Source organism: Empedobacter falsenii, assembly GCF_013488205.1.
GTDB lineage: Bacteria > Bacteroidota > Bacteroidia > Flavobacteriales > Weeksellaceae > Empedobacter > Empedobacter falsenii_C.
In genome coordinates this window covers 1,590,354-1,608,163 of the sequence record NZ_CP040908.1, presented here as the reverse complement: position 1 = coordinate 1,608,163, position 17,810 = coordinate 1,590,354, and the positions used below count along the sequence as shown (strand labels likewise).

The 17,810-nt window shown below is 30.8% G+C and carries 19 protein-coding genes; 8 read left to right on the top strand and 11 right to left on the bottom strand.

Going from position 1 to position 17,810, the window contains the following annotated elements; genetic code table 11:
- Position 1 precedes the first annotated feature (1 nt).
- The 3 genes from FH779_RS07495 to FH779_RS07485 are packed head-to-tail and all read left to right on the top strand — an operon-like array spanning position 2 to position 4,082.
- Complete coding sequence (locus FH779_RS07495; protein WP_180906601.1) at positions 2 to 442, top strand: helix-turn-helix transcriptional regulator; 441 nt, start codon at positions 2 to 4, stop codon at positions 440 to 442.
- A 5-nt stretch (positions 443 to 447) separates the two neighbouring features.
- Positions 448 to 882, top strand: a complete 435-nt coding sequence (locus tag FH779_RS07490; RefSeq protein ID WP_180906600.1) for a hypothetical protein — start codon at positions 448 to 450, stop codon at positions 880 to 882.
- A gap of 5 nt (positions 883 to 887) precedes the next feature.
- Entirely contained in the window at positions 888 to 4,082 is a 3,195-nt protein-coding gene (locus FH779_RS07485; RefSeq protein ID WP_180906599.1) for a DEAD/DEAH box helicase family protein, read from the top strand.
- A 178-nt stretch (positions 4,083 to 4,260) separates the two neighbouring features.
- Here the strand turns inward: FH779_RS07485 and FH779_RS07480 are convergent, their stop codons facing one another.
- The 3 genes from FH779_RS07480 to FH779_RS07470 are packed head-to-tail and all read right to left on the bottom strand — an operon-like array spanning position 4,261 to position 5,769.
- Complete coding sequence (locus FH779_RS07480) at positions 4,261 to 5,241, bottom strand: type II toxin-antitoxin system HipA family toxin (protein WP_180906598.1); 981 nt, start codon at positions 5,239 to 5,241, stop codon at positions 4,261 to 4,263.
- 1 nt (position 5,242) lies between these two features.
- The gene (locus tag FH779_RS07475) at positions 5,243 to 5,563 is read right to left on the bottom strand and encodes a HipA N-terminal domain-containing protein (protein WP_180906597.1); all 321 of its coding nucleotides are present in this window, start codon (positions 5,561 to 5,563) and stop codon (positions 5,243 to 5,245) included.
- Positions 5,560 to 5,769 (bottom strand): helix-turn-helix transcriptional regulator, encoded by a 210-nt coding sequence (locus FH779_RS07470; RefSeq protein WP_180906596.1) that lies wholly within the window; start codon positions 5,767 to 5,769, stop codon positions 5,560 to 5,562. The genes FH779_RS07475 and FH779_RS07470 overlap by 4 nt, the downstream gene beginning before the upstream one ends.
- A 504-nt stretch (positions 5,770 to 6,273) precedes the next feature.
- Between FH779_RS07470 and FH779_RS07465 the strand changes: the two genes are divergently transcribed.
- Positions 6,274 to 6,894: a DUF6088 family protein gene (locus tag FH779_RS07465; protein ID WP_180906595.1), complete on the top strand. Its 621-nt coding sequence runs from the start codon at positions 6,274 to 6,276 to the stop codon at positions 6,892 to 6,894.
- Positions 6,895 to 7,254: 360 nt separating this feature from the next.
- Positions 7,255 to 7,806, top strand: coding sequence for a ferritin (locus tag FH779_RS07460; RefSeq protein WP_180906594.1), 552 nt, complete (start codon positions 7,255 to 7,257; stop codon positions 7,804 to 7,806).
- A 92-nt stretch (positions 7,807 to 7,898) separates the two neighbouring features.
- Here the strand turns inward: FH779_RS07460 and FH779_RS07455 are convergent, their stop codons facing one another.
- The gene (locus tag FH779_RS07455) at positions 7,899 to 8,450 is read right to left on the bottom strand and encodes a lipocalin family protein (protein WP_180906593.1); all 552 of its coding nucleotides are present in this window, start codon (positions 8,448 to 8,450) and stop codon (positions 7,899 to 7,901) included.
- A gap of 3 nt (positions 8,451 to 8,453) precedes the next feature.
- Positions 8,454 to 9,296 carry an alpha/beta fold hydrolase gene (locus FH779_RS07450; RefSeq protein WP_180906592.1) on the bottom strand — a complete coding sequence of 281 codons (843 nt, stop codon included), beginning with the start codon at positions 9,294 to 9,296 and terminating at the stop codon, positions 8,454 to 8,456.
- 187 nt (positions 9,297 to 9,483) lie between these two features.
- On the opposite strand from FH779_RS07450, the gene FH779_RS07445 reads away from it, so the two are divergent.
- Positions 9,484 to 10,698, top strand: a complete 1,215-nt coding sequence (locus tag FH779_RS07445) for an NAD(P)/FAD-dependent oxidoreductase (protein ID WP_038330343.1) — start codon at positions 9,484 to 9,486, stop codon at positions 10,696 to 10,698.
- Between the two features lie 63 nt (positions 10,699 to 10,761).
- Here FH779_RS07445 and FH779_RS07440 read toward each other — a convergent pair whose 3' ends face one another.
- Positions 10,762 to 10,920 (bottom strand): lmo0937 family membrane protein, encoded by a 159-nt coding sequence (locus tag FH779_RS07440; protein ID WP_115000514.1) that lies wholly within the window; start codon positions 10,918 to 10,920, stop codon positions 10,762 to 10,764.
- Positions 10,921 to 10,966: 46 nt separating this feature from the next.
- Complete coding sequence (cphA, locus tag FH779_RS07435; RefSeq protein WP_038330341.1) at positions 10,967 to 13,576, bottom strand: cyanophycin synthetase; 2,610 nt, start codon at positions 13,574 to 13,576, stop codon at positions 10,967 to 10,969.
- Positions 13,577 to 13,721: 145 nt separating this feature from the next.
- Between cphA and FH779_RS07430 the strand changes: the two genes are divergently transcribed.
- Together FH779_RS07430 and FH779_RS07425 are read left to right on the top strand one after the other, a co-directional pair.
- Positions 13,722 to 14,603 carry a cyanophycinase gene (locus FH779_RS07430; protein ID WP_180906591.1) on the top strand — a complete coding sequence of 294 codons (882 nt, stop codon included), beginning with the start codon at positions 13,722 to 13,724 and terminating at the stop codon, positions 14,601 to 14,603.
- Between the two features lies 1 nt (position 14,604).
- Entirely contained in the window at positions 14,605 to 15,447 is an 843-nt protein-coding gene (locus tag FH779_RS07425) for an isoaspartyl peptidase/L-asparaginase (protein ID WP_038330340.1), read from the top strand.
- A gap of 11 nt (positions 15,448 to 15,458) precedes the next feature.
- On the opposite strand, the gene FH779_RS07420 is transcribed toward FH779_RS07425, so the two are convergent.
- The 4 genes from FH779_RS07420 to FH779_RS07405 form a co-directional block, all read right to left on the bottom strand.
- A complete protein-coding gene (locus FH779_RS07420; RefSeq protein ID WP_038330338.1) occupies positions 15,459 to 15,713 on the bottom strand; it encodes a hypothetical protein in 255 nt (84 codons plus the stop codon).
- 49 nt (positions 15,714 to 15,762) lie between these two features.
- A complete protein-coding gene (locus FH779_RS07415; RefSeq protein ID WP_180906590.1) occupies positions 15,763 to 16,749 on the bottom strand; it encodes an SDR family NAD(P)-dependent oxidoreductase in 987 nt (328 codons plus the stop codon).
- Between the two features lie 77 nt (positions 16,750 to 16,826).
- Positions 16,827 to 17,078: a GlsB/YeaQ/YmgE family stress response membrane protein gene (locus tag FH779_RS07410; RefSeq protein ID WP_019976198.1), complete on the bottom strand. Its 252-nt coding sequence runs from the start codon at positions 17,076 to 17,078 to the stop codon at positions 16,827 to 16,829.
- Positions 17,079 to 17,206: 128 nt separating this feature from the next.
- Entirely contained in the window at positions 17,207 to 17,722 is a 516-nt protein-coding gene (locus FH779_RS07405; RefSeq protein ID WP_180906589.1) for a pyridoxamine 5'-phosphate oxidase family protein, read from the bottom strand.
- Between the last annotated feature and the right edge of the window lie 88 nt (positions 17,723 to 17,810).

The following is a 17,810-nucleotide window of genomic DNA, read 5'->3' as shown; positions in this document are numbered from 1 at the left end:
AATGACCAACAAAGAAAAATTTTTGACTTTAGTTTCAAACACTGAAACAAAGACAATTGAAAGAACAAAAGCTCGCTCTGAGCGTAGAAAATACACAAGACTTTCTAAAAGAATAGCTCTAACCATTTTAGCACGATTAGACGAGTTAAAATGGAAGCAGAAAGACTTAGCTGAAAAAATGGATGTTTCTCCTCAGCAAGTAAACAAATGGGTGAAAGGAAACGAAAACTTTACTTTAGAAACTTTGGTATTACTTGGGGAAGTTTTAGGTGTAGATTTAATTGATGTGGTTACAAAATCTTCAACAAATAAAAGAGAAGGTGTGAAAGTTTCTTTTTCAGAAGATTATACAGTTTTAAACACAATCAAATCATTAAAGCCTGCAATTACAATGAGCGATGATAGGGTTTATGAGCATAAGTATGAATCCTTAACAGCTTAATTGATATGAATAAAAAACAATTACCTATACCATTTAAAATTGTTAAGGTAGAAGAAAATCAATTTTCTGTTTTTGAAGATACATTAGCCATTGAAGAACGTATCCAGCAACAAATTGGTTTTGGATTCGGTTGTGATGCAGAAAATAATATCATTGCAGTGGCAATGGAGTTTGTATTGCACAAACAAAACCAACCATTAACAAAATTAGAAATAACCTGTTATTTTGAAATTGAGCCAAACGCATTTAAAGAAAAATTAGTTCAAGCTGAGGCTATTATTTTACCTTGTGGTTTTGCAAAACATTTAGCAGTGATAACGACGGGCACCGCTCGTGGTGTTTTATTTGCAAATACAAAGAATACAGAATTTAATAAGTTTATCATTGGGTTAGTAGACATAGATAAAATGTTTACTGAAGATATCCATATTAAACTATAACCAATATGGCAAACTTTCACGACAAGCTTGTACTCAATAAGTATATGCTATCGCTTTTCGGAATTGATAGCATTGGCAAAAAAATCATCGGAAAAAAAGGCGTTGAAATCTTTACAGAATTAAAGCTTTCTTCTAACGAAGGCTATACCGAAGAAGGTAATACAAAATATTTGCAAGCCTTAATGGCGCATATGTACAATTCAGAACAGATGACCGCTACGATGTTGCAAACTTATGACGAAAATATTGTTCGTTACACCAAAAGGATTTCTGAAAAACGAGAGGAATTAATCACTTGGAAGTATTTCCAATATCTTTCTTTATTGTTCACAGAAGTCTACTTGGATAAGTATTTCAGTAATAAAGTCAAATTATTGGCAGATGTCAATGAATTTGTCAAAGAATTCAACCTGAAACAAGCCCAAGCCAATGCAGGGAAGAAAAAAAGCAAAGATATTTTTATTGCACAGCCTTTTACTTTAGAAAACCTAAATAAATTAGCATTTTGGAATGCGACTGGTTCGGGTAAAACTTTGTTGATGCACATCAACATCAAGCAATATTTGCATTATGCCAACCAATACAACCGAGGCCACCAAAACAAAGTATTGTTAATTACGCCAAATGAAGGATTAACCAAGCAACATTTAGCGGAATTTAAGCTTTCTGATATTAGAGCGAATAACTTCTCTAAGAACGATTCAGGAATGTTTTCAGGTAAGCAAGTAGAAATCTTAGAGATTACGAAATTAGCAGAAAACAGTGGTGATAAAACAGTTGCAGTAGAAAGTTTTGAAACCAACAACTTAGTTTTGATTGATGAAGGTCACGGAGGAATGTCTGGTGATTCGTGGAAACGATTCAGAGATCAATTGAGTTTAACAGGTTTTGCTTTTGAATACTCAGCAACATTTGGACAAGCAATTAATGCTGCTTCAGGAGCAAAAAAAACAGAATTTACACAAGAATACGCTAAAAGTATTTTATTCGATTATTCGTACAAATATTTTTATGAAGATGGGTATGGTAAAGATTATCGTATTTTAAATTTAAAAGAAGATAATACCGCTTATCAGCAATTATATTTAACAGCGAATTTAGTTTCCTTTTTCCAACAACAATTAATTTTTAAGGAGCAGAAAACTTCTTTGAGGGATTTTTTATTGCATAAGCCTTTATGGATTTTTGTAGGTGGAAAAGTTAATGCAGTTCGTAAAGAAGGTGGTAAAGACGTTTCGGATGTCTTGGAAATTATTTATTTCCTAACCGAATTCTTAAAGAATCCAACGGTTTCTATTCAGAATATTGATGCAGTTATCACTGATAAAGCAGGATTGGTAGACAAAAATGGGTATTCTATTTTTGAAACATCATTTACCTACATCCAAGAGCAAAATCTAGATGCAACAACCATCTTCAATTTAATCAATGAATTGGTGTTCAATAACACCACAATTGGTGCTAATCTGTATGTAGATAATCTGAAAGGTGCTGATGGTGAATTAGGGCTTCGTGTAGGTGATAACGACTATTTTGGCGTTATCAATGTAGGTGATGAGAAAAAATTATATGAATTAGCGGTTGCTAATAATGTGTTGGGTACAGAACGTGATTTCTCTGATTCTTTATTCAAAAAGATTAACGAAGATACTTCATCCATCAATTTATTGATTGGTTCTAAAAAGTTCTCTGAAGGTTGGTCATCTTGGCGTGTATCGTCAATGGGTTTAATGAACGTAGGAAAAAGCGAAGGTTCTCAAATTATTCAGTTATTTGGTCGTGGTGTTCGTTTAAAAGGGTATAACTTCTCATTAAAGCGTTCAACGGGTTTGGATGATTATCAAAAGCCTGATAATATCAAAGCACTGAAAAAATACCTAAGACATTTAGAAACACTTCAGATTTTCGGTGTAAAAGCCGACTATATGGAGAAATTCAAAGAGTTCTTAGAAGAAGAAGGTTTACCAACGAACGATTCAGCTTGGATAACGATAAAAGTACCAACGATTCAGAAAGAAATTGTACAACAAAATAGATTAAAATTAATTGCTGTTAAAGATTCTGAAAACTTTAAACAGAAGATTCTTGTGCCGTTAGTGTACAATGCATCCATTTTTGATGGGAAAATAGTAGAGTTAGATTGGTATCCAAAAATTGATGTATTAGAGAAGAAAAGTTTCGGAAATGCAGTAAACAAAAACTGTAGCTTTTTAAGCTCTAAGCATATTTCATTTTTAAATTGGAATGCTATTTACTTGGCAATACAGAATTTTAAAGCGGATAAAGGATATCATAACCTTAAAATTGAATTAGATCAACTACAAGCCATCTTAAATGAAGTTTCTTGGTATAATCTTTTGATACCAGTGCATAAATTGGAATTTAAGCAATTTAGTAATGTACAGATTTGGCAAGAATTAGCCATTACCTTACTAAAGAAATACATAGAGCAGTTTTATTTGTTCTATAAGAATGAATTCAATTCAGACCACGTAGAAGCGATTCAATTAAGTGGTGCGGGTGATAATTTCGTTTTAGAATACGATTTTAGATTAAATACGGAAGAAGAAATTGAAGAGTATCAATCAAAAGTTGAAAAACTAAAATCGGAAGTGATGGATCCTGCTTTTGATACTATTCAAATAGGAACTGAGGTGTCTGCTTTTGATAATTTATTACACTTATATAAACCTTTAGTTTATGTAGGTAAAGGCTATAAAGAAAAATTACAAGTAAGCCCAATTCCTTTAGATGCTTCTGAAAAACAATTCTTAGACGATTTAATCTCATACATAGGAACTAATCCTAATCATTTAGAAGGCAAAGAAATTCACGTATTAAGAAATCAAAGTAAAAAAGGATTAGGTTTCTTCACAGATGGAAACAATTTCTATCCTGATTTTATTTTGTGGATTGTAGAAGGTGAAAAACAAGTTATCAAGTTCATCGATCCTAAAGGTATACGAAATTCTAAAGGTATTAATGATCCGAAGATTCAATTTTTTAAAGTCTTAAAAGATAAGATTCAACCACAAGTAGAAGATGCAGGAATAGAATTAGATTCTTATATAGTTTCAAATACAAGCCATTTTGATGTTGGCTGGGGTAATCAAATACCAAAAGAAGTTTTTCATAAGAATCATGTTTACTTTCAATATGATGACGCTAATAATTATATTAATATGATATTGAGAAATTAGATTATTATAAGATAATTTAAATTTATGAGTTATAAATTTGAATTAATCAATACTTCATCTAACTGTTAAGGGGTAAAAATAATTATCAAGTGAAGTTATAGCTATCACACTTAAAACGTCCGTTATTTCACACAAAACATATTAAAATGTATGAAATAACGGGCATTTGTATTTGAAGTTAATCATTTTTTAATTTCTTCAATCGACGTTGATAATTTTGTAAATAATTACGTTTTAATTTTTCTGATAAATACGATTTACCAATTAAATCTACCACTTGATCTTCCTTAGAAGATAGATTTTGAATGACTTTTATGATTGATTTTTCTGTCATTTCTGCATTCTCACCTAACAAAAATAATTGGTCTATTATTTTTCCTTTTGAAATTGATTTAGGTAATAATCCCTCTTTTAATGCAAAATCTGAATCGTCAATATGAATTTTAGTATTTAATAAATCATAAGCTGGACTTAATTTAAAATCGCCTTGTTGAGTTTCTATTAATGAAAAATTCTTTAAATGAGCATCTCCATTGGAAAACAGATAATTGAATACGATTAATGTATATAGCTTAGGCGCTTCTACTTTCCATGCAGGAACATATTTTTTCAATGCTTCAAATAACTCCAGATAATTCCCTTCATACTTATATTGTTCTCCATCTGTTGCTGGTGATTTTCCTAATAGTGATGCAAAATCTTCTGCGGCTAATTTATTTCCATATCCATCATAATCAAAACGCTTCGTAAGGTATGCAGGACTTCCATCTTCAAAAAATACTAACGCATTTTCTGCTGTTTCAATTTTAAAAATTTGTTTAGCGATTTGCATCGTCAAATGTTCATTTGCTGGTGCAAATTCACTATATTTTGGTAAATCAGAAATTGGTTTTAAAATATATTGACCACTTTCGTTTTCATTGGTTAATCTTAGTTCTTTTCCATCAAGAATTAAAGAATATTTCTCTTGAAATCCTGAAATAGAAATATGTGTTTGATTTTGGTTAAAACTACTTTTATCCTTACGATCAGTTGGCGAAGTATAATTTAAAATTGGATTCACTTTTTTTCCATTAAACAACTTCTTTAATACACTTGGACTATATGTATTAAAATTTTCTTTTAAAGAACCGGGACAATTAATTAATTCTAATTTCATTTTACACTCTTTCTATTGTTACTGCACCAATTGTATCTATTTTAGATGCTTGTAATAATATTCCAAAAGCATCATCTTCATCAATCTTATATGTTTTACAAATCATTCGTTTATTTACACCTTCAGGTAATAGATGATAGAAAAAAGGAAATAATGATTCTGATTCGAATTCAATTTGATTTTTAGGCAATGTTAAACTGACTGATGGTTTAGATTCATCTGATAGCCAATTCTCATTGTATTTAAAATGAAAGCGACCATTATCCAATTGCGTTAGAACTCCTGCCCTTTCTCCTTTATATAAAACATGTGCAATTCTCATGATTCAATCGTTTTAACTTCTAATTTCATCTCTAATCCTAACGCATCACATAATTTTTGCAATGTTTCTAAGGTGGGATTACCTTTACCACTTTCAAATTGTTTTAATGTTCGTAAACCCACACCCGAAATATCAGCTAATGATTCTTGTGTAATATCTAAAACTTTACGACGTTCTTTTATCTGTTCGATTATTAATAGTGTCATATATTGCACTTTTATTGTAAATTTAGATATAAATCTTATATTAAACAAGAAAAGTGCAATGAATTGCACTTTTAGAAGAATATTTTAGGTTTGATATGTAAGAATCAATAAATAGTGTAATAAAATGCACTTAATAAATCTTAATTTGAAAACAGAACTAAATAATGGGAAGGTTAGATGGATTTGAAAAAGCTAACCCAAGCTATATTTGTAAACTTATAAACTTTAAAAGACAGTGCATTTTTAAAGAAATAGGCCAAAAAAACGTGAAAGATGAATTAATAAATCTAATACATTCTACTGTGCTACAATTAAATAATGTAGTCATTCAAAAAACAATTAAAGTACACCCCTAGGTTTACAAGATGATCTTTTCAAACTAGCAGCAGATGATGAATTTGGGCGAAAATTACAAGATATAGAATTACTATAATTACATTTTTAAAATTAAATTTTGTCACAAATTTTCACTAAATTTGTGACATAAAATTAACCAAAAACAAAATGAAATCAGCTAAAAATCAAATAGAAACAAAGATTTCAAAATCATCTTTTGGCAAAATATTTTTTTTAGCTGATTTCTCAAAATATGGCTCTTCAGATAACATCCGTAAAGTACTTTCTCGTTTAGAAAAAGAAGGTTTAGTTGAGCGTTTAGCTCAAGGTATTTATCTTAAACCTAAAAAAGATCCGTTGTTAGGTACTATTTATCCCACAACTGAAGAAATAGCGAAACAAATCGCACAACGAGATAAGGCACGTATTTCTCCCTCAGGAGTTTTGGCTTTATATTTATTAGGATTAGCAACTCAGGTTCCTTTAAAAGCTGTATATCTAACTGATGGATCACAACGCGAAATAAGAATAGGAAATCGTACCATTCAATTAAAAAAAACAGTTCCTAAAAGCTTTGCCATCAAAGATGAATTATTACACTTAATTGTTCAGGCTTTTAAAGAAATAGGTCAAAAAAACGTGACAGATGAATTCTTAATTCAAATACAACCTAACGTGCAACAATTGAATAATGAAGTAGTTCATAAACAATTAAAGTACGCTCCTGTTTGGATTCAAAAACAAATTATTAATATCATTAAAGAGCAAAACAAATCAAGAATTATTTAATCAGTAATATTAAATTGTAATAATTAAGATTGATTCTTTTATCGGATATTGCTAATATTTCGTTAAAATATTAATACTTTTTGTACACCAATAGTACACCACACTCCCCTACACTATTGATAAATAAAGGCTTTTACACTTTCTGCATTGGAAAATAAAACTTATTAAAAATTATATTATATAGAAAAAGGTTCTCAATTGAAAAATTGAGAACCTTTTTCATTTTCTGGTTTTGCGATTTCATCTTAATTCAATTTAAATCTACTCTAAATATCAATATTTTAGAAAGTATTAACATTTAAATTAATAGTTTGGTCTGAAAATTCCAATCTAAAATATCATAACTAAATAATCACAAAAATGAATACAACTAGAATTTCAAAAAATTTACAAAATGCTTTAAATAAACAAATTACACTTGAAGCTTTTTCTGCTCAAATTTACTTGATGCTTGCTTGTTGGGCAGATGATAACCGATTAGATGGTATTAAAAGTTTTATGATGAAACATTCGCAAGAGGAACGTGTTCATATGGCAAAAATTATAGAATATATACAAGAACGAGGTGGTAGTGTAAAAATTGAAGCCATACAAAAACCTGGTCCTGAACCAAAAAATGTTTTACAATGTTTTGAAGCAGTTTTGAAACAAGAAATTGAAAACACAGAATCTATTTACAAAATTGTAAAAATGTGTATTGATGAGGAAGATTGGGCTACTTGGAATTTTTTACAATGGTTAGTAATGGAACAACGTGAAGAAGAAAAATTAGCTTTAGACTTGCTAGATAAAGCTAAATTAGCTGGTGGTGCTAATATGTCTGATGCTGCAAAATTTGATTTTAATAAGACTATTGGTCAAACAGGACAGGAATTTCCTGTTGCAGATAATATTAATCCTCTAACTGAGTAATTTATTTTTTGTATAATAAAAACTAAAGAATTAAAAACCCACTGAATTTACTAAAAAATCATTGGGTTTTTAATTAGGAAATTAATCACACATCAATCTTGCTTTGTCCACGTTAATTGGGAAATATCATAACCTTTTTCTTCTGCATAGTTGAGATACTTCTGTTTTACCTCTTCTGAGATTGTTTTCTTTCGAGATAAAATCCACATATAATCATGACTTTCTCCAAAAACTAAAGCTGTTTCATAAATCGGATCCATCATTACAATATTATATCCTGAATAAAATGGTCCAAAAAATGAAACTTTCAGCGCACCTTTTCCTTCTTCTCCATTAAAAGTTGCTTTTCCATGTGCTTCTTTCCATTTATTCTCTTTGTCATCAAATCCACGGTTATGGACTTCAATCACTCCTTTTTTATTCAGAAAATAAGTTGCTGTAACTTGATTCAAATTCTTTTCAAACTTAAAGTCGAAACGTGCTATTTCATACCATTTTCCCATATATTGTTGTGCATCAAAATTTTCAACAACTGTTACATAAGATGGTATTTTTACTTTTCTAAAATTTAACCACGCATAACAAACTCCTCCTAAACCAGCAATTGCTATTCCGGAGATTATCTTTTTACTCGAATTTTTCATATTCTAATCTTTTTGGTGTTCTATATTCAACAGAAATTCTACCAAATCCATATTCAACTGCTCTTTATGAGTAATATTCAAGCCATGCGGAGCATCTTCATAAACAATATAAGTCGAATTCGTAATCAATTTTGAAGCTTGATCTCCTGCTGTTTTTATTGGTACAGTTTGATCATCTTTTCCATGAATAATTAATGTTGGCACATCAATCATTTTACATTCAGTTCTAAAATCTGTATCCATCCAAGAGCGTGCAGCTTTTAGAGTTGCAATAGGTGAAGCATGAGAAGAAACAGAGAAATCAAAATCTAATTGTTCTTTGCTTACAGATTTTTTTAACAAACCATGATTGTAAAAGCCTTTATGAAAACCTTCTAAAAATTCCAAACGACTTGTTTCAAGTTGATGAATAATGTGATCTAAATCCTTTTGCGGAACGCCATACTCATTATCATCAGTTTGTTTTACTAGAGGAATAATTGAACTAATTAAAGCAATTTTTGAAATATTTTTGTTTCCGTAATTCGCAATATAGCGAACTACTTCTCCTCCACCCATCGTAAAACCTACTAACACTACATTTTTCAACTGCAAATCATCAATCAACACGTGTAGATCTTCTGCCAATGCATCATAATCATAACGATCCCATGTTGCACACGATTTTCCAAAACCTTTTCGGTCATAAGCTATACAACGAAAACCAGCTTCGACAATTTTTGCAATTTGATATTCCCACGATTGTAAACTAAGCGGCCAACCATGAATCAAAATAACGGGTTGAGCAATTTTATCACCATAATCGATATAATTCAGTTTATAATTTTTTCGTTTTAATTTAGCCATAATTTTATTTTTAAGTGATTTTATAATCTAACTTAGATTAACTTCTAATTCATCACAAGCATCAAGCCAATTATCACATTTTTAAATGTTTAACATTTTCAAAATTATTTCACACAGCAAAAGAGATTTACTATTTTTGGCTTGATTTTTAGGGTATAGTTTATCTAAACCACTTAACGCAATAAATATGGATTTACATTCTGGATTACCTTATTGGATTGTTAAAAATGAATTTTTTGACTTATACAATCCACTTCGAAATGATTTTAAAATTGATGTTGCTATAATCGGTTCTGGCATTACAGGTGCATTAGTAGCTCATGAATTATGCGAAGCAGGAATAGAATGTGCATTAATTGATAAACGAACTATTTCTACTGGAAGTTCTGCCGCAAGTACAGCACAATTACAATATGAAATTGATACGCCTTTATGTAAATTAATTCATAAAGTTCCCAAAAAAATTGCTATCGACGCTTATTTTAATTGTTTACAATCAATTACAGATATTGAAACTATTTTTAAGAAAACAAATATTGATGCTGATTTTACAAGAGTTCCAACCGTCTTATTGGCAAGTAATAAAGCTGGTGTTGAGTTATTAGATAAAGAGTTTGAAATAAGAACAGAAGTTGGCTTACCTGTAAAATATTTGCATGCACAACAATTAAAAGAATATCAAAACATAGACGGAATTGCTGCATTACAAAATGATACCTCAGCTCAAATGGATGCATATAAAGGAGCGATTAATTTACTGAAATATCATCAACAAAAACACAATCTAAAAATTTACACGCATACAAAAGTTGAAAAAATACAAGAAACTAAAAAAGGTTGCAAACTCATCACACAGCATGGCCATACTGTTTCGTGTAAATATGTAATTGTTGCAACTGGATTTGAAGCAGGGCAATTCCTTCCTAAAAAAGTGATGAATTTGTTATCTACCTATGCTATTTGTTCCGTTCCAATTGATGAAAAAATGATTTGGCCAAACCGTAGTTTAATTTGGGAAACTGCAGAACCTTATCTATACATGAGAACTACAAAAGATAACCGTTTGATAGTTGGTGGTGAAGATGAAGATTTTCAAAATCCTGAAAAAAGAGATGAACTACTTCGTACTAAGGTCAAAATTTTAGAACGAAAATTCAAAAATCTATATCCTACTATTGAATTTAAAACTGAGATGGCTTGGTGCGGAACATTTAGTTCGACTGATGATGGTTTACCTTATATGGGAGCATGGAAAAAAGGAGATCGTACTCTATTTGCTTTAGGCTATGGAGGGAATGGAATTACATTTTCTATGGTTGCAGCTCAGGTTTTAAAAAATATTATTCTTAATAAAATTGATGATCGTTTAAAAACTTTTGGTTTTGATCGAATAACAAAATAGGGTTATATATTTAAAAAATAATCTGAAAGAATTTTGATATATTCTTTCAGATTATTTTTAATACTAAGGTTTTCGGCCTGTAATTAATCTGTACAATAAAGCTATGATAGCAAGTACAAGTAATATGTGTATAAATTGACCTACTGCTTGGCCGAATCCGAAATAACCTATAGCCCACAAAATAAGTAATACTACAGCAATAATTGAAATTAGATTTCTCATAAATTTTGATTTTAATTAAACATTTACTTTTTATAATTTAAATTGTTTAGGAATTTTTGTTCATATGAAATTGCACTACTTCTATAGCATTGGAAACAGCATCGCTAAGTGCGACTATAAAATCACCTTTTTCTGCTTTGTTTATTGTATGTTCTATCGCTTCAATTTCGTTCGGAATTATTTCATAAGGAAAATTCTCTTGAACTTCATGAATACCTTTTACAAGCAACTGTATAATTTCTTTCTCTGTTCGACCTCTTAAGTGTCGCTCTTGTCGAATAATAATATAATCAAACATCTCAGCTGCTATTTTTCCACACTTTTGTATGTCTTCGTCTCTTCTATCCCCTACACCTGAAATAATTCCAATTTTTTTATTTGCTTCCACTTTAGACAAATAATCTTTTATAGCTGTGTATCCTGCAGGGTTATGTGCGAAATCGATTAATATTTTAAATTCTTTGAACTGAAAAATATTCATTCTACCAGGTGTTAAATCTGGACTTGGGAAAAAAGTATTCAACGCTTTCGTAATCTGGGGAACATGCAAACCTGATATATATGCTGCTAATACAGCAGCTAGAACATTTTGAATCATGAAAATAGCTTTTCCATCCATTGTTAACGGTATATCGTAAATATTCGCAACAACTATTCGTTCTTTTTTAGTCTGTATTACAATATTTTCTTGTGTATACAATGCGACTATATTTCCTTTTTTTATAAGTTTTTGAACTTCTTTACTTTTTTCATCCAATGAAAAATATGCTATTTGACATGCTAATTTCTTTGAAATTTCCATTGAATAATAATCTTCAATATTTAAAATTGCCCAACCGTCTTTTTTCACACTTTCAACAACAACAGATTTTACTCTGGCTAATTGCTCTAAAGAATCGATATCTTTTAATCCCAAATGATCTTCTGTAATATTGGTTATTATACCAATATCGCAAGCACTAAATCCAAGACCTTCTCTCAAAATTCCACCTCTTGCTGTTTCTAAAACAGCAATATCTATTGTTGGATCATTCAATATTTTTTTTGCACTAATAGGACCTGTTGTATCCCCTTTCTCCATTAGCTGATTGTTGATATAAATACCGTCAGATGTTGTATAACCTACATTTTTTCCAGTGTTTTTAAATATATGTGCAATTAAACGAGTGGTGGTTGTTTTACCATTGGTACCTGTAATTGCTAATATTGGAATAGTTGGTAATTTTTGAAAAGGGAATAGCATATCTAAAACGGGAGAAGCAACATTGCGCGAAATTCCTTTTGTTGGTTCTATATGCATTCTAAATCCTGGAGCTGCATTTACTTCTATAACCACTCCACCAGATGTATACAAAGATTCGGATAAATTGGATGCTATGATATCAATACCACATATATCCAAATTGATGACTTTAGCAATTTTCTCTGCTATGATAATATTATCAGGATGAAGGTCTTCAGTTGTATCAATAGATGTTCCTCCTGTACTTAGATTTGCTGTTGCTTTTAAATAAATTATTTCAGCACGTTTGGGTATAGATTGTAGATCGTAGTTTTTTGATTTTAATAATGAAATGGTATGATGGTCAATGCTAATTTTTGTTAAAACTTGTTCATGACCTTCTCCTCTTTTAGGGTTTTCATTTTCAATTTGAATTAATTCTTTTATCGTAAGTTTTCCATCTCCAATTATATGAGCAGGTATTCGTTTGGCCGCAGCAACTACTTTTTTATTGATGACCAATATTCTAAAATCATAACCTTTTACAAATTTTTCTACGATTATTTTTTGACTAAATTCTCGTGCATTCTGGAATGCTTTTTCAGCAGTTTCATATTCATTTATATTGGTGGTTACTCCTCTTCCGTGATTACAATTATATGGTTTAATAACAATTGGATAGCCTATTTCATCTATTATTTTTTTTAAATCTTCTTCATTTTCGCCTATACCACCATCAGCGATAGGAATAAATGCATCCTTTAATAATTGTTTGGTTCGAAATTTATCACATGCAATCTCAACAGCCAGATAGTTGGTTTTATCTGTAATTGTCGCCTCTAATCTAGCTTGATTTTTACCATATCCCAATTGGATATAAGAATGATTATTTAATCGTGTCCATGGTATTTTTCGGTTTTCTGCTTCATTAATTATACTTTGTGTAGAAGGACCGAGTTTATTTGAATTCCATATTTTAGTCATATTTTTAATATCATCTAAAATGGAATAAGACGAATTAGATATTAATGCTTCTGCAATTCTAACAGCTGCTTTTGCTGCATATATCCCTACCTGCTCATCTTGATAAGCAAATACAACATTATAAGTACCTGGCGTATTTGTTTCGCGAGTTCTGCCAAAGCCTGTATTCATACCCGCTAGGGTTTGTATTTCTAATGCGATATGCTCAATTACATGCCCCATCCAAGTTCCTTCTTTTACACGAGTAAAAAAACCACCAGCTACCCCTTCAGAACAACGATGCGAAAACATTGTAGGTAACCATGATTGTATACGTTCTGCAAATCCATCAATTTTGTTCGTTGGAAATTGTTCTAAGCGACCTAAATTCAATCGCATTTGAATTAGTTTTTCTCTCTTGATACTCCAAAAATTTGGTCCTTTTAAAATCGATATATTTTCTATTTTCATATGTGGTAAGTGTTAAAAAATTTAGTAAATGATTACAAGAACTAGACCTTTTTCCCTTATTAACACTATTTTACCATTATTTTAAGGTTTATTCTCCTCTTGTCCAGTTAATATTAATTAAATTGAAGTTATAAAATCAATAATGATGAGTATTAAAGGAAAATTAATAATTGTTGGAGGTGGAATAAATACTGCTGATTCCTTACCAACGCATTTACCACGTGAGGAAATTATCAATGATTTCTTTTATCAAAATGGTATTCTAAAAAAGATTCTTGAGGAAGCAAAACACAAAGAAAATTCTAGAATTGAAATTATAACCACCGCTTCTCAATCTCCTAAAACTGCTGCTGAAGCCTATATCAAAGCTTTCAGTCTTTTGGATGCACACAATGTTGAACATTTGGATATAAATACACGTTTAGATGCGCTTTCACCAGAATCGTTAAAACGATTAGATGAAGCTGATGTTGTATTATTTAGTGGAGGAGATCAACTTAGGTTAACCTCAACTATTGGAGGTACACCTTTTCAACAAAAACTGTTGCAAAAATATTATCATGAAGAGTTTATTTATGCAGGTACTTCAGCAGGAGCAGCCGCCGCTTCATCTAGCATGATCTATCAAGGAGCAAGTTCTGATGCATTACTAAAAGGATCTGTTGAGATGAACAGTGGTCTTGGATTAATAGATTCTATTATCGTTGACACTCATTTTATTCAAAGAGGAAGAATTGGACGCCTTTTTCAGGCTGTTACAGGAAATCCCATGAAGATTGGAATTGGTTTAAGTGAAGATACTGGGCTAATTATAAGCGACAACAACAATAAAATGACAGCAATAGGCTCTGGTTCAGTTATTTTGGTTGATGGTCGAGAAATTTTAGATACTAGTCTTTCTCAAATCGAAATTGGATATCCAATTTCAATAAGCCATATTATTTCTCATGTGATGACACGAAATGATGTTTTTCATTTTGATCAAAATAAAATAATAATCAAAGATTCTCAATATAATAATCAATAAAATGAAACTAATTATTCACGGTGGTTTTTTTTCAGAATCATTAACCGATCCTGAAACTAAATTTCAAAAACAAAATGCTTTAATTAAAATAGTTCAAAAAGGGTACGACTATTTAACAACACATACAGCAGTTGAAACTGTTGTATATACAGTAAGTTTATTAGAAGACGACCCTTTATTTAATGCAGGTTTAGGTTCTCAAATTCAATCGGATGGAAAAATAAGATTAAGTGCCGCTTTAATGAATGGGAATACTCTTAAAATGTCTGGTGTTATTAATATAGAAAATGTTGAACATCCAATTTTAGTTGCAGAAAAACTAATGACTTACGATGATCGTATTTTGGCTGGTAGCGGAGCAATAGAATTTGCACGTAAACATGGATTCGAGTATTTTAATCCTGAAACTGAACAACGTAAAAAAGAATTCGAAGAAAAAATAATTTCTTCGAAAACAAGTACAGTTGGATGTGTTTGTTTAGATGGCGATAATAATATTGCTGTGGCTACATCAACTGGAGGAAAAGGTTTTGAAATACCAGGGCGTGTTTCAGATTCTGCTACTGTTGCTGGAAATTACGCCAATCAATCCTGCGGTGTTAGTATGACTGGCGTTGGTGAAGATATTGTAAGTGGCGCAATGGCTGCTAAAATTGTAACAAGAGTCTCGGATGGTATGAGCATTGAAGCTGCATTTACTAAAAGTTTTGAAGAACTTAAAGAGTTTAATGGATATGCAGGAGCTATTGGCATAGACAACAAAGGAAATAGTTTTCATTTAGATAGTTTTCCTTCAATGGTTTTTGCTTCTTTTGATGGAATTGAATTGAAATATTTTGATTAAAATGTTTCATTCTAATCATTTAATATATCAAACAATTTGTTTTTTATATATTCTACTACCTCTAATTTTTCTTGATTGGACATCTGTATTTCAGCAGTTTTCTCTATATCACCTCCTTCACTTATAATAACACCTTCACGAGGATCTGTCTCACAATTTTCTGAGAACTCTTTTTTTCCTTTCTCGTAACCTTTTTCAAAAGCTCGATTATATAATTCATTCAATAAGCTTTGAATTGAATCTGAATTTAAATGTTCTGGTTTCATATGAATATATTTTAGTTAATAATTTGTTGCTATAAAGTGTTTTATAATCCTATTTGTATTTTCTTCTAATCCTTGTGGTTGTATACAATCCTAAACCTATTAATATACCTAAAGAGACTATTCTTTGAGTAGATTTTGAAGGAACAGGAATACTCGTTTCTCCATAAATCTGATGCGGATCTGAAGATGCATATAAAATATTGCCTTCGTTATCATTACCATTACTAAATTTCATCATTAGTCTCATTACTGCAGTTGCTAAATTGGTAAATGTTTGTGGGAATATACCATGAATAAATTTTATTAAGTATGAACTTGCATCTGGAAACGTATCATTTTTAGGTTTAATTGTTAGATTGTATATTACTTTTGCCGTATCATTAGGATCTGCAGCGAAAGGAGGTATTTTAAAATCTAATCCAGAATATTTTGCTGAATGCATATTTCCTGTTGATCTCTGAATTTGAGGATAAATATTACAAATATGTATAGCTGGATAGACACTGTATTCGCTTTGTAATCCACTAATCAACCCTTTTATTCCTGTTTTTGTAGCAGAATATACTGAGCTAAAAGGCGCAGGCATAAACCCTCCTATTGATACATTGTTGATGAGTATTCCTTGATTTTGTTCTTTAAAAACTGGTAAAACATAATAAGCTCCATGCATATATCCCATGAGATTGGTTTTTATAACCTGTTCATTAACTTCCATTGGAATTTCTCCAAATTTCCCACTAGACATTACCCCTGCATTATTTACCCATATATCTATGCGTCCAAATTCTTTCAGAGCAAATTCAACTAAATCTTTTACTTCATTTGCATTAGAAACGTCAGTTGATTTATAAACCGCTTTTCCACCGAAAGCATTGCATTCTGAAACCGCCTTTTCTAAACCTTCTACACCTCGTGCTGCCAAAACCAATTGATATCCATTTTGAGCAAATAAGTGTGCTGTAGCTAAGCCAACACCACTAGAAGCGCCAGTAATTACCGCTGTTTTAGTAATTAAATCAATGACTGTATTTTTCATAATTATAAATAGTAATATTAAACAAAAAGTCTCAGCGCTCTGAGACTTTACAGTATTTTAATCGTTAATTAGACAGTCTATTTTTTCGAAATCATTCTATACACTGCTAGACATAAAACTGCTCCAGCAATTGCAACTAAAAAACTAGAAATATTAAATCCGCTTACATCGACACCTAAAAGCATCGATCCAAGCCACCCACCGACAACAGCTCCAATAATCCCAATAATTATTGTTACTATCCAACCACCTGGATCGTTACCAGGGTGTATTGCTTTTGCTATTGCTCCGGCTATAAGGCCGAAAATTATCCATGTTAGAATTCCCATAATGTGTGATTTTTAAATATTAATAAATTGCGTTAATAAAAATAATATTTCAAATGCAATGCCATAAATAGTTTGTTTCTGCATTTTTCTTTAATTAATTAACATTGTAGAAGACAATAATTTATTCTTTATAGTTTCAGTTCTCCTTCAATTCCTCCGTCTTCAATTGTACTTCCTGTAACGGCGGCAAAAAGCATTTTCGACATGGCAATAAACTTATTGTCTTTGGTTTCGTAATAATACCCATCGTTTGGCGAAAATTTTATTACACTGATATTAGGATCGTCTTTTCCATCAAACCAAGCATTTGCAAAATTGGTCCAGTATTTATCAATTAAAGTTTTATCTTTTGAAACACTGGCTTTTCCTTTAATAAAGATGTATTCGTATTTAGAATTATTCATAAAATACAGTTCTACATTAGGATTGGCTTCAATTTCATCATTTTTCAGTGAACGAACGTCACTCAAAAACCAGAGGTTACCAACCTCATCTACTTCCTGAAGAGCCATTGGTCTACTTGTAGTATTACCGCCAATATTAGTGGTAAAAAAGCAAGTTCGGGCAGTTTCAGCAATAGATTTTATCTTTTCAATGGCTTTATTTCCGCTCAAATTTTCTGTCGGTGACTGTGCATTTCCCATAATTTTATTTTTTTATTTCTGAATTGTGATTAAAACAATTTTTCTCCTCATTGATATGAAAAGTAAAATTTGTACAAACTATAATGTC